This window comes from Nibrella saemangeumensis, from assembly GCF_039541915.1.
Taxonomy (GTDB): Bacteria; Bacteroidota; Bacteroidia; order Cytophagales; family Spirosomataceae; genus Nibrella; species Nibrella saemangeumensis.
The window spans coordinates 335,191-347,579 of sequence record NZ_BAABHD010000024.1; the positions used below are offsets into that span (position 1 = coordinate 335,191).

The 12,389-nt window shown below is 55.7% G+C and carries 10 protein-coding genes; 2 read left to right on the forward strand and 8 right to left on the reverse strand.

The features are described from left to right. Positions 1–6: 6 nt before the first annotated feature. Genes ABD949_RS11415 through ABD949_RS11450 form a run of 8 tightly spaced genes read right to left on the reverse strand, consistent with a single transcriptional unit; the run spans position 7 to position 9,346 of the window. Entirely contained in the window at positions 7–429 is a 423-nt protein-coding gene (locus ABD949_RS11415; RefSeq protein WP_345243532.1) for a type II toxin-antitoxin system VapC family toxin, read from the reverse strand. Beyond that, positions 426–683 carry a DUF6364 family protein gene (locus tag ABD949_RS11420; RefSeq protein WP_345243533.1) on the reverse strand — a complete coding sequence of 86 codons (258 nt, stop codon included), beginning with the start codon at positions 681–683 and terminating at the stop codon, positions 426–428. The genes ABD949_RS11415 and ABD949_RS11420 overlap by 4 nt, the downstream gene beginning before the upstream one ends. Before the next feature lie 55 nt (positions 684–738). Then, positions 739–3,399 (reverse strand): PVC-type heme-binding CxxCH protein, encoded by a 2,661-nt coding sequence (locus ABD949_RS11425; protein ID WP_345243534.1) that lies wholly within the window; start codon positions 3,397–3,399, stop codon positions 739–741. 35 nt (positions 3,400–3,434) lie between these two features. Then, a complete protein-coding gene (locus ABD949_RS11430; protein WP_345243535.1) occupies positions 3,435–4,337 on the reverse strand; it encodes a sugar phosphate isomerase/epimerase family protein in 903 nt (300 codons plus the stop codon). Positions 4,338–4,362: 25 nt separating this feature from the next. Continuing rightward, positions 4,363–5,640: a hypothetical protein gene (locus tag ABD949_RS11435; RefSeq protein ID WP_345243537.1), complete on the reverse strand. Its 1,278-nt coding sequence runs from the start codon at positions 5,638–5,640 to the stop codon at positions 4,363–4,365. Positions 5,641–5,652: 12 nt separating this feature from the next. After that, positions 5,653–7,044 carry a neutral/alkaline non-lysosomal ceramidase N-terminal domain-containing protein gene (locus tag ABD949_RS11440; RefSeq protein ID WP_345243539.1) on the reverse strand — a complete coding sequence of 464 codons (1,392 nt, stop codon included), beginning with the start codon at positions 7,042–7,044 and terminating at the stop codon, positions 5,653–5,655. Then, complete coding sequence (locus tag ABD949_RS11445; protein WP_345243541.1) at positions 7,041–8,459, reverse strand: DegT/DnrJ/EryC1/StrS family aminotransferase; 1,419 nt, start codon at positions 8,457–8,459, stop codon at positions 7,041–7,043. The genes ABD949_RS11440 and ABD949_RS11445 overlap by 4 nt, the downstream gene beginning before the upstream one ends. Before the next feature lie 11 nt (positions 8,460–8,470). Further along, complete coding sequence (locus ABD949_RS11450) at positions 8,471–9,346, reverse strand: helix-turn-helix domain-containing protein (RefSeq protein WP_345243543.1); 876 nt, start codon at positions 9,344–9,346, stop codon at positions 8,471–8,473. Between the two features lie 186 nt (positions 9,347–9,532). Here ABD949_RS11450 and ABD949_RS11455 point away from each other — a divergent pair, with 186 nt between their 5' ends. After that, positions 9,533–10,534 (forward strand): phytanoyl-CoA dioxygenase family protein, encoded by a 1,002-nt coding sequence (locus ABD949_RS11455; protein ID WP_345243544.1) that lies wholly within the window; start codon positions 9,533–9,535, stop codon positions 10,532–10,534. A gap of 217 nt (positions 10,535–10,751) precedes the next feature. After that, positions 10,752–12,341 (forward strand): sulfatase family protein, encoded by a 1,590-nt coding sequence (locus ABD949_RS11460; protein WP_345243545.1) that lies wholly within the window; start codon positions 10,752–10,754, stop codon positions 12,339–12,341. The last annotated feature ends 48 nt before the right edge of the window (positions 12,342–12,389 follow it).

Consider the following 12,389-nt stretch of genomic DNA (forward strand, 5'->3'; position numbering starts at 1 on the left):
AGCCCGTTACTTCTTACCGATACTGACCAGATATTCCTCGGCCGTCAGAACAGACAGAACTGATTCCTTGAAATCTTTGGCATTTCTGGTGAGCAAAATGGTGGCGTTGTCCTGTAGAGCACAGTAGTACTGTAGTGAATCTTCAAAGTCTGTGAAGGTAGAGCTTAACCCTTTTTCCACGATGGCATCATTCACCGCAATAACGCTGCAGATAATCTTGAATTTCCGGAGTTTCTCCCTGGCAACAGAACTGCCGTCAAACGTGGCCAGGAAATAGTGTACCGTAGCGAACGAAAGCGCCGAAGCGGTCAGTTGTACATCTCCTCGCTCAGCCAGTGTGGCAATTTTAGCGATAGCCTGGTAGTAAGGTACCCGGCACCCCAGCAGATCCAGAATGATGTTGGTGTCCAGGAATAGTTTATCGTTCACGAGTATTTTTCCGTCAGGTAAGCTCCGTATTCTTTCCGGAGATCAATATCCGCCGGAATGGATGTACCGGTAGCCATACTTTTCACGAAAGCCGAAATTTCTATCTCCTCAATATCATCCGGTAGCTCCCTGCCCGTTAACGACTTCAGGTAATTTTCAACCAGGCGGGACAGACTTGTCTTTCGGGAAGCGGCATACCGCTTTGCCTTTTCGATAACCTCATCATTCAGCTTCAACGTCAGCTTTGTATCCATAATGAACAATTTTGTACGTACAAATATACAAAAACTCTACGTACTCATATGACTTTTATTTTTTCGCCTGTAAAAATGCCAGCAGGTCGCGGAGATCGCTGATGGTGAGTTGCTGTTCCAGGCCGTCGGGCATGAGCGAGGTCTTACTCATGCCGTAATCCTGGATGTCGTTTTTGGCGAACGTGACAAAGCCGGCCGCCTGCGTGTAGAGTTCTATTTGCTTTTCGCCCACATCAATCTGCCGCCCCTGGTGTTCTACGCCATTCTTCAGGCGAATATACCAGCCTTGCCACTCCGGGCTGATCTCCTTCGACGGCCGCAGAATAGCCTGAACCAGTTGGGTCCGGGATTTCGACTGCCCTACGTTCGATAGGTCCGGGCCCAGGTCGCCACCCCGGCCCTGCACCGCATGGCAGGACGAGCACACGGCCTGTACCGAATAAAATACCCGCTGCCCCCGCTGGGCATCGCCCCCCGTTGCCAGTATAGTCTGCCACTCCGCCAGCGAGGCCGGACGGTGGGACAGTTTATGACCGGCATCCGCCGGCGATAATGCAAGGGCCAGTTGCTGGCGGAGCGGCTCCTCACCTCCTCCTTTCTGCAAAGCATACCGTGGCCGGAGAACCCTCTGAGCCTCGGAATCAGACAGGCGTGTTCGCAGGTAACGCACCGCTTCGAGCTGAATCTCCGGATTCGGATCATTGAGTAGCGGCCGCACGCTGGCTGAAACCTCCGCCGGCTGACGGGCTAAAGCTAGTAATGCTTCTGCCCGGAGGGAAACGGGGTTCTTCGGGTTGGTGGCCGTCGCCAGCAACGAGCGCCCTGCAGCCTGATCGGGTACGCCAGCCAAGGCCCTGATTGCCTCCAGCCGGATCTGTGGGTGCTGTTCTTTAGTCAGTAACTGGGTCAGTAGCCAAACCTGTTCGGCTGGCCTGGGCAGGTACCGGATCGCCATTGCCCGCAACACGGCAGGTCGCGACGGATCGGCGACAAAGTTTTCGACAAACTGGTGCGGCAGCGGGCGTTTTATTGACTTGGCATAAGCCTCAGACCGGTTCCGGTACGCATCAATAAACGCCGACGAAAGATGAGCAACGGTCTCCAGGTAGGTTTCAAATAAGGCCGGGTTTGCCGGTCCGGCGGTAAGCGCTTTATCCAGATCCGCTCGGGCCTCTTGCAGGCCGGCTTCCCCGACCCACTGCAACGCCCGTTGCCGCACCTGGGCATCGGGATCGGTCAGCAACCGGCGCACAAGGGGTTCCGCGGGTTGGTAGCCCGAGCGCTGCAACGCTACCATTGCCCCCAGCCGAACCAGGGGACTGGCATCTCTGGTCGCGTCAATAGCCTGTTGCCGGAAAGCCGGACGGGCCAGCGCTACTGTAGCCGCATGACGCAGAAACGGGTCTTTCGCCTGTAAGGCCGTATGAAGCTGACTAATCTCGGCAGGTGAACTTTGGTTGTACAGCCTGTTCAGGACCTCAACGGCGGCATCCGGCCCTACGGGCGCATACATGGGCTGCGGTTTCTCTACCGCAATGCCTTTGCGGGTGGTCAGTCTCCATATCCGGCCTTTGCCGTGGTTAGGGTAGTTGCGCAGTACCCAGTCCGTAAAGTAGATGGCCCCGTTCCGATCTGTGGCAAAGGCAACCGGCCGGAACGTCTGCCCGCCCTCAACAATGACTTGAGTATAGCCAGTTAATGATGCGCCTTTGGCCGTCAGATTGATCCGGACGATACGGCTTTCCTCCCAAATGGTAGCCAGCATCTGCCCCCGATAGTCGGGTGGCAGAGCCGCCAGACCGGCAGCCAGCAATCCGGATGGGGCTTCCCCGAGCCCGACCCCGTAGGGTAATGTGCCGGGTCGTTCGCCGTTCCAGGCCAGGTACGGATGAATGCCGCTGCCGCCGTAAAGGGATTTGTAGCCATAGTCTCCACCCGGTACGACATGCACCAGCCGGTTTGGGCCGCGGCTGTCCGGATCGTTGTCGGCCGCCAGCAGGTGGCCTTTGCCGTCGAATTTCAGGTCCATCGGGTTCCAGAAGCCGGTGGCGACTTCCTCCAGCCGGGCCCCGTCGGGCCGCGACCGAACGATGTTGCCGCCATCGCCGTAGCCGCTCACCGATGAACCATCGGTGCCGACCAGTTTCCAGGCCTGTCCGCCGGTATTCCCCCGCGAAACATACATCCAGCCATCGGGTGAGAAGGTAATCCCCAGCAGAGCGGCATGGGCATACACCGAAGCCGGTTCGACCAATTCCAGCACCTTTTTTTTCTCCTCGCAGACACGGTCGCCGTTGCGGTCGTACAGCACCCATACGGCGCGGGAGGTCACGGCGTACAAATGCCCTTCCGGCGAAAAGGCCAGGTTCAGTCCTTCTTTCAAGCCGTCGGCAAAAACAGTGGTTTTGTCAGGCCGGCCATCGGCATTCGAATCGACAAACACTTTAATAATATCTCCAGTCGGCCCTTTGTAATCTTTGGGTGGCAGGTGGGTATGCGACTCCAGTACGAAGATTCGGTTCAGGCTGTCGATGGCAATGCCGATGGGGGTGACAATCCCGGGGTTTTCGGCAAACAGGGACAGTTCCAGCCGCTCGTCCAGTACACGCGGCATATCGGCCGGGTCGAGTGTGAAGCGAAACGATAGCGTGACCGTAACCAGTACCAGTACAGTACCGGCAAACCCGCCGAAGGAATTTGTTAAATACCTGACCATACTATGCCTGGTGATGGTAAGCTACGGATGAGGTACTACCGTTCGTATTTCTGAAACAACTGATAGGCCCGCTTCAGGTCTTCTTCCAGCGTTTCCTTATGCTGCGGAGGAGCCATCTCAATGAGCAGATACCCTTTGTAGCCGTGGCCCAGCATCCGCTCCACCACGCCGGCATTGTCAGTTACGCCCTGTCCGTACCGCACCACCTTGTGAATGCCTTTGCGTTCGGTATCTTTCAGGTCGATGTGCAGGATGCGCGAATGGAACCGGTCGACCACCTGCATCAGGTCTACATTAGCTCCGTCGAAGTGCGCGTTGTCCATGCACATACCCACGTTGGGCGAGGAAACAGCGCTGAAGATACGGTCGTAATCTTCGATGGTTTCCAGGTTATTATTGGCGTGGTTCTCCACCAGAATCAGCATACCCATCTCTTCGGCGGCCGGTGCCAACTCTTTAAGCACATTGATCACGGCATCCAGCCCACCCTCCGATCCGCGTCCGGCCCCGGTGAATTTCACCCGTTTGCAGCCTAACTGCCGGGCGGCTTCCATATTCCAGAGTTTGTGCGTCACATCCTTGATGATGTTACCCGACGCACCAAACGAACTGCCCTGCATGCAAACCGGGGTCAGCTTATGCTGCCGGCAGCGCTCTTTGATGCTGCGGATACCGGCGGGCGTCAGATTGCGGGCGTACCAGCAGTTGAACTCTACATTTTTGAAAGGGAGTTTGGGGGCCAGTGCAAAGAATGGCTCAAAATTCATATCGCCAAAGCCATCGATGGTGATGGTGGCAATGGCGAGTTCTACCTGTTTAGGTTTACCGGCACCGGCTGGATTGGCAAAGAGGTCACCGGACGATTGCAGACCGCTCAGGCCGGCCAGGCTCAGACTGGTAGCCCGGAGAAAATCCCGGCGGCTGGTTTCATAATTCATGAAAAGATGGATTTAAGCACCTGCGTTAAAAAGCGTAGTCAACCGGAATTCTCACCAGGTCCTGAATTTCCCGGCCGTTGTGCATGAACCGCGCCAGGGTATACACCGTACCATCGGGGCCGAGCGCCAGCGAATTAACATAAGTAGGTCGGTTGCCGTCCGGGTAGAAAATGGCCCCGTGGTCGGTGTACTTCCGGTTTGGAATGTTATACGTAACCAGGTGCAGGTTCTCCAGCCCTTTGGCGGCTCCACGGGCAATCTGCTCTTCGCCTTTCACCCGCCGGCCATCCACGTAGATTGGTCCGCCGGTCAAGTAGTAGATCGTTTCTCCGTCGGGCCCCAGTTGAAAACCCAGGTACCCGTAGCTGAACTGGTCGAACATACCACTGCGCCGGGAGGGTTCCGAGGTAATCCGCTCCACGAGTTCCAGCTCCGGCCGACGAGGATCAAATCGGAACAGGTAACCGGAATTGCCGTGAACCCCGTAGGCCACTTCTTCCGGCGCGTACCAGACGATCTTCCGCCAGTTGTACCCCATGCTGCCGGGATGGGTCGGGTCGTAACGGCCGAAGTAATCGAGCCGCAGGTCAACATCGTCCAGTTTTTGAATCCCTGAAGACGCTGGATGATACGTCAGAATATCGCCCTCGGATGTAGATAAATAGAGAGCACCATCGGCCGGGTCCACAAACATCGACCGGCACAGGGTACGGTAATCGGCACCCGGCGTACCGGCCTCACCACTGGCGGAAACTGGCCCAAGGTTTTGTAGTGCCTTGCTTTCGATATTATACCGGAGGAGGTTTCCAATAGGCCAGGTGATGCCATACAAGTAGCCACGCTCCCGGTCGATGGTCATAGACAAAATACCTTCGCCGTCGGGGGCTACGGCCAGATCGGCAAAAGCCCCCGTAGCCAGATCGTACGACAGGAAGTGGCCGCCGGGGTACCGGCCATACCCATCGGGTGGTTGCTGCGGCAGCCGCTCCATGCCGTTAATGAGTTCGTAAAAACCTACGTGCGTGGCGAAATAGAGCCGGCCGGCCCGCTCGTAGAAGCGGACATGGCTTTTCCCCTGCGCAATCACTTTCTGCCCGGCCTCCCCGCAGATCGCACTCAGGTCAGCTAGAAATCGGGTCTGGTCGGTTGCCGGATCATAGACATGCATTTGCCCGGCGACATCATATCTGTCTGATGACAAGACGTAGTAGATTCTGCCATCGCTGGCGCAGGTAATGGCATTATAGGTATCGTGGGCAAAGGTAAAGCCGGAGTAATACGGGTAAGCGGTTAAGGCAGGCATGCAGTTCGGGGGTTACTTTTCAGCTTTGAGTTGAGAAACGCCCACCTGACCCGCCAGTTTGACCATTTCGCCCAGAATCAGGCTTTCGACAGCGGGTCCCCAGGGTCCGGGTAGCCCATACACCATCTGCGAGGTAGCACCCTCGTAACCGCCCTCTTTCAGAATGGTCGCCGACGGAATATAGGCCATCACGTTGTTGGAATACCCCAGCACGAATAACTCTGGTCCGAACAGCCGCTTCAACTCATTGGCGTAATGCACGACCAGTTCGCCACCCAGGCTCATCACGGTCTGCTCACCCAGTTGCCAGACCTGCAAAGGATACGGATAAGAGGCCGGGGCTTTTTCGCCTTTGTCCAGGTTTTGCAGCATCCGGCCCGCCCAACGCTTCATGTAGTCATACGGAGCCTCCTGCGTCAGCCTGACGAGTTCCTCCCGCGTCGGTGGACCGGTCAGAGGAAGATTCACTTCCTGGTAAGCCGTAGTAAGCCGGGGGGAAAGCTTGCGCATCTCTTCCGCCAGCACCCGCTCGACCGCAGCCGCCAGTTCTCGCCCGTACTGGTGCGCCAGCGGAATGGTCCGGCGGGGTAGCGGATTCTGGTCGGCCCCGGCACCCTGGAAAAATAAGGCTGTTACACCCGGATGGGCTTTCTCTAACTCTAACTGGGCGTATCCCGGATAATCGCCGGACCACTGGTACAGATCCAGCACGGTCGGGTGGCAGGCATACCCAAAGGCAATGGCTTTTAATTCCCCTTTCCCGTTCACCACCTTAAGCACCGGCACGGCATAGTCGTTGGGCCCTTTCAGTTCAATCAGCCGGGCGAGGGTGCCTTCGGCATTGTTGCGTCGATTTACCTGAAAGCGGGTCACGCCGTTCTGTGAATACAATTCCACCGGCTCCAAATGCTGCAACGCCCGCCCGACCAGCGCCACTACCTCCTGCTGAAATTTTTCGGTATAAGCCTTAATCCGCATCAACTGCTCCTGATCCAGCGGGTAGATGTCCGACAGGGCATTTTGCAGCACCGGTCCGGAATGCGTATGCGAACTATTGAGCAGGATCTGCGCGCGCGTCAGGCCATACCTGGCCTGCAATCGATCCCGGATATAGTTGGACACCGTAAGCGGAACCCCTACCAGATCGGTCGTAATCAGCACCGCTTTCTTACCGTCGGCGTCTTCCAGCACCAGCGCCTTCGCCCACAAGTCATGCAGTTTCCCCTCCGACGGGTGCGTGCGGGCGGCATACCCGGCCAACCACATGGGCTGCTCCGGGGTGATGACCACGCGGGCTACCCCCGCTCTCCAGCCGGTGGCAGTACCCGCCAGAACCGGATAGCCGCCGGCTACCAGGGTAAGACTTAGAAAAATCAGGAGCAATAGCCGGTCAATCGTTCTCATTTGGTCGCCAGGCTTTTGATCTTGTCCGCGTTCTGGTAAATTTTGTTGATAGCAGCAGCGATCTCGCTCATATCTGACTGACTACCCAGCAGCATGTTCTGCTGAAACCAGACAGCCTCTTCATTACACAATTTGTCATTCTGGGGACACTCGTTCTGCGCATTGTATTTCTTAATATCCAGTTGCTCCTTAGCATACATGCGCCGGAAGTTTTTGGTCTGAAAGGCATGAGCCAGGTAGGGCATCTTATTCAGGGGTGCGTAGCCGCTGGCGCAGGGGATTCCCTCGGCGTTGAGCGCTTTCAGAAAGTCGGCGCGGGGCAATCCTTTGAAAGCCTCTTTCTGGTACCGGAACGGAAACAGGTGAAAGGCCGCCTGGGTTACGTTGGGGTAAAGCTTATACGGCACAATGCCGGGTATCTGGCTGATCTGCGCTTTCAGGAATTTGGCATTTTTATTTCGAAGGACGGTCTGTTCCTGCAAACGCGGCAGTTGCGCCAGGCCAATGGCGGCCTGGTACTCGGCCAGCCGCAGCTTGGTGCCCATCATAAGCGTGCCGGCCCCTACGTCGCCTACTACACTGCCGTACGGATTGCCGAAGTTGTGATAGGAGTAGCAGCGGTCCATAAAGGCATCATCGTCGCTGACGATGGCCCCGCCCTCCCCCATCGGTATGTTTTTGGAGTTCTGGAAACTGAAGCAGCCGGCATGGCCGAAGGTACCCACTTTTTTGTGGTCAATCTCCGCCAGCCAGGCCTGACAGGCATCCTCGACCACCAGCAGGTTATGCTTTTTGGCAATGGGCATGATGCGCGTCATATCGGCCGGCAGACCCAGGATGTGCACGGGCATAATAGCGCGGGTACGCGGGGTAATCTTAGCCTCAATTTTCGCCGGGTCCATCTGAAAGGTTTCCGGGTCAACGTCCACAAACACGGGCATAGCGCCGGTAGCCAGCACGGCGGCCACGGTAGCGATAAACGTGTACGGCGGCACCAGCACCTCATCGCCCCCGCCAATGTCCAGTTGCACCAGGGCCGCAATCAGGGCGTTGGTGCCATTGACCACGGCCAGACAACGTTTGGCACCCACGGTCTCCGCCCATTTTTTCTCAAACTCCGTGGTTACCCCCGCCCGCGACCAGATGCCGCTGCGCAGCACTTCCAGCACCCGTTTCTCATCCGTTTCGGGGTTCCACATCGGCCAGGTGGGCCACTCGTTAGTCCGTAACGGCTTACCCCCCAGGATGGCGGGCGTATCGGAGGCAGAAAATATAGCAGGTGCCGGTACGGGATTAGTCTCTTTTGCCGGGATGGTAGTCAGGCCATTAGCCAGCAGCGAAGGCGTCAAGGAAACACCCAGGCCGGTCAGGGAATTACGGCGGATAAACTCCCGCCGGGAATACTGTTTTGCCATATCAGTAAGGGTTAGGATTTATCGCTTGTAAAGTCGGCCAGCACCAGTCTGTGCCGCTTCTTAAAATGCAGCGGGTTCTCGCCCGCCACCTTTTTGAACGTCCGGTTAAAATACGACAAACTTTCAAAACCACAGTCAAAACAGACTTCCGTCACCGTTTTATCAAGCAACAGCAGCCGCTTGGCCTGGCTGATGCGGTACTGGTTTAGGAACTCCGTAAAGGTCATCAGGGTCATCTTTTTAAAATACCGGCAGAAAGCAGCCTTGGTTAGGTGCGTCAGCTCAGCCATCTGGTCGACACTGATAGCGTCCTGGTAATGCGCTTCGATAAACGCATACACCCGTTTAAGCCGCTGCTGCTCTTTCTGACTATATAACTGTTCTACCGGCCGGGAATGCAGCAGACCCTGACCGGGCGATGTAGCCAGCTCCTGAAAGATGTTCAGAATCTCGATAAACTGCTCATAGGGCTGCAGCATGTGCAGGCGTTTAAGGCGCGGACCAATTGCCTGTCTGGTATCACCAGAGAAATACACCCCGTGCCGTGCCTTCTCGAACAGCTTGTGAATGCTGGCTAACTCGGGAATATTGTTGAAGGCTCCACTCAGGAAATCTTCGCGCATCTGGAGGACAAACTGCTCGTAGTCGGTTTTGATGCCGTAATCGAAGTTAAGATGCGGGATGTACGGGCCGATCAGCACCAGATCACTTTCCTGGAACCGGGACATATGCTCGCCTACGTGGCGCGTGCCTTCACCGGCTTCTATATACACCAGTTCGTACTCCGGGTGAAAATGCCAGAAGAAAAAATCGTGCAGCTTCGGCGTCACCAGCAGGCGGAAGGAGCTGTCGGCATCGGGGCGGATTTCTTCGAGCTGGACTTTCATAACAGATCGGGATATCGGTTTCGGAAGTTGAGATCCTTTGGTAGTTCACCCTAAATTAGCCTTTTTCTCTCGGTATTCCTGTATAAAATATCAATATTGTTCAAATAATGGCCACTATAGGGTGAGAACGGCAGCCAGCCAGCCTCTACCTTTGTCTTATTCAGAATCACAAAAGCTCAAAACACTATGGAAACGCAAGCGCCTGTTGCTAAAGCCATTACCATGACCCCAGATAACGTTCACAAAGACATTCCGGGCAACCCTTCCACCGCAACCTCCAGCCATATCAAACTAAACGACCGATCAAATCGGTCCGCCGAAGCGGGTAAACCCCTGCGGGTATTGTCAGAAGAAGACTGGCAGTTCTGGATCCACAATGGCTACGTGGTCATCAAAAACGCCGTGCCTAAAGAGCAGGCTGAGCGACTCGCTAAATTCCTGTGGGAGTTTGAAGAAAAAGACCCTAACAACCCCGAAACCTGGTATGCTCCTCCCCGTGCCGAGATGAAAATGAAAGAACTGACCGGCAGCGGCATGGTCGAAGTCTACAACCACCAGTACCTGTGGGATAACCGGCAGACGCAACGCGTGTACGACGCCTTCGTCGACATCTGGGGAACCGAGAAGCTGTGGGTGACCATCGACCGGTGCAACCTGAACGTCCCCATGCGCCCCGGCCACGAGTTCAAGGGCTTTATCCATTGGGATTACGATCCCGAAACCCGGCCGCAGAACGTACAGGGCGTGCTGGCGCTGGCCGACCAGACCGACGAGAACATGGGCGGCTTCCAGTGCATTCCGGAACTATACCGCACCTACGACACCTGGAAACTCACCCAGCCCGCCGACCGCGATCACTTCAAGCCCGATACCACCGGCTTCGAACTGGTGAAGGTTAAACTGGAAGCCGGTGATTTGCTGATCTTCAACAGCACCCAGCCCCACGGCATCCGGCCGAACCTCAGCAAAGACAAAGTTCGTATTGCCCAGTACATTTCTATGATGCCGGCCCAGGAAGACAACGAGGCCCTGCGGGAGTGGCGCATCACCTCCTGGCGCGAGCGGAAAGCCCCGGAGGGCTACGCCTTCCCCGGCGACCCCCGCAACTGGGAGCAGACTCGATACCCAACCGCTCAACTGAACGACTTAGGCCGGAAACTACTCGGCCTTGACCCGTGGGAGCGCTAAGATAAACCCTGTTACATAGCGAGGTGCCCCTGTTTTGTTCCTGATGGTATCGGGGACAAAACAGGGGCACCTGCTTAACGTAAAGACTATACGTGATAGAACTTTAAGCGCTGAATTGAACGTGCCATACCCCCTATTGACCGAAAACACCCCTGTAAAATACTTTGTAACGCATACCTTGCCTTTCGTATTTCGTCTGATCTTAATCGATTGATCCATGTGTTTGTCTTCGCTAAGGTTACTGTCGCTTCGCCGGGTGCTGGTGTGGCTTGTTGTCCTGCTATCCGTTAATGCCTGCCTCATGTCTACCGGAAATACCAGACAACCGGATGGGGGAAAAACAGGGCGCAACCCGAACATTGTTATTTTTTATGTCGATGATTTGGGCTATGGCGACGTTGGCTACAATGGGGCAGTAGGGGTAAAAACTCCGGAGGTAGACCGGCTGGCCAAAGAAGGGATCGTCTTTACCGACGCTCACACTACCTCCGCTACCTGTACGCCATCGCGGTATTCCATGCTGACCGGCCAGCACGCCTTCCGCAACAACGCGGCTATTTTACAGGGCGATGCCCCTCTGTTGATCCAGCCCGGTAGCCATACCCTGCCCGGCATGCTGCAAAAAGCCGGCTATCGGACGGGCGTAATCGGTAAATGGCACCTGGGTTTGGGGAATGGGTCCATTGACTGGAATAGCGACATAAAGCCGGGTCCCCTGGAAATCGGATTTGACTACAGTTTTCTGCTGCCCGCTACCGGCGACCGGGTTCCGACGGTGTACGTCGAAAATCACCGGGTGGTGAATGCCGATAAGAATGACCCCATTGTGGTCAATTATGAGCTGAAACTTGACGGCTACCCCAATGGCCTCGACAACCCCAATTTGCTCCGGCAAGCTGCCGACAAACAGCACAGTAATACCATCATTAACGGCATAAGCCGCATTGGCTACATGAAAGGTGGCGAAAAGGCTCTATGGGTAGATGAGGAGTTTCCCAATGTGCTGACCAGCAAGGCAAAAGATTTTCTCCGGGCCGAAAAAGATAAGCCTTTCTTTCTGTTATTCTCGTACCACGACATTCACGTGCCGCGTTTACCGCATCCGCGATTTAAAGGCAAAAGCACGATGGGGCCACGGGGCGACGCCATTGCCCAGATGGACTGGATGGCGGGTGAGGTAATGAATGAATTGAAGAAGCTGGGCCTGGCCGATAATACCCTTGTCCTATTTACGAGTGACAACGGGCCCGTGGTCAGTGACGGGTATGACGATCAGGCAATGGAACTGCTGGGCGCCCATAAACCCGGCGGACCGCTCCGGGGAGGTAAATACAGTGCGTACGAAGCCGGTACACGCGTGCCTACTATCCTCTGGTGGCCCGGCAAAATTAAAGCCGGCACCAGTAGCGCCCTCATTAGTCAGGTCGATCTGTATGCGTCCTTTGCCGCCTTGGTCGGCCAACCCCTGGCCGAAAAAGAGGCTATCGACAGTCAGAATCTGCTAACGAGCCTCCTGGATCATACCCAACCCGGACGTACCTGGCTGCTGGAGGAATCCTATACGACCTCGCTTCGCAAAGGCGACTGGAAGTATATTGAGCCGTTGCCTAAGGAGAAACGTCTGCCTGATTTTATGAAAAACAAAGGCGTAGAAGGGGGATTTCAGCACAACCCGCAACTTTTTAATCTGTCGTCCGACATAGGTGAGAAGCATAATCTGAGCGGGGACAACCCGGCGCTGGTTACCAGTATGCAGTTGGAAATAGAGAAGATTCGGAAAAAGACGAAAAGAAGCCCTTTGCAATAAATGGCCGATTACGCTTTGTTCTGTCTTATTTTTTAGTCAATTTATCTC

What these genes read in the sequence shown, in the direction of transcription:
- ABD949_RS11445 (WP_345243541.1), bottom strand. Translation starts at nt 8,459, where the DNA reads ATGGCAAAACAGTATTCCCGGCGGGAGTTTATCCGCCGTAATTCCCTG.
- ABD949_RS11430 (WP_345243535.1), bottom strand. Translation starts at nt 4,337, where the DNA reads ATGAATTATGAAACCAGCCGCCGGGATTTTCTCCGGGCTACCAGTCTG.
- ABD949_RS11455 (WP_345243544.1), top strand. Translation starts at nt 9,533, where the DNA reads ATGGAAACGCAAGCGCCTGTTGCTAAAGCCATTACCATGACCCCAGAT.
- ABD949_RS11440 (WP_345243539.1), bottom strand. Translation starts at nt 7,044, where the DNA reads ATGAGAACGATTGACCGGCTATTGCTCCTGATTTTTCTAAGTCTTACC.
- ABD949_RS11425 (WP_345243534.1), bottom strand. Translation starts at nt 3,399, where the DNA reads ATGGTCAGGTATTTAACAAATTCCTTCGGCGGGTTTGCCGGTACTGTA.
- ABD949_RS11435 (WP_345243537.1), bottom strand. Translation starts at nt 5,640, where the DNA reads ATGCCTGCCTTAACCGCTTACCCGTATTACTCCGGCTTTACCTTTGCC.
- ABD949_RS11420 (WP_345243533.1), bottom strand. Translation starts at nt 683, where the DNA reads ATGGATACAAAGCTGACGTTGAAGCTGAATGATGAGGTTATCGAAAAG.
- ABD949_RS11450 (WP_345243543.1), bottom strand. Translation starts at nt 9,346, where the DNA reads ATGAAAGTCCAGCTCGAAGAAATCCGCCCCGATGCCGACAGCTCCTTC.
- ABD949_RS11460 (WP_345243545.1), top strand. Translation starts at nt 10,752, where the DNA reads ATGTGTTTGTCTTCGCTAAGGTTACTGTCGCTTCGCCGGGTGCTGGTG.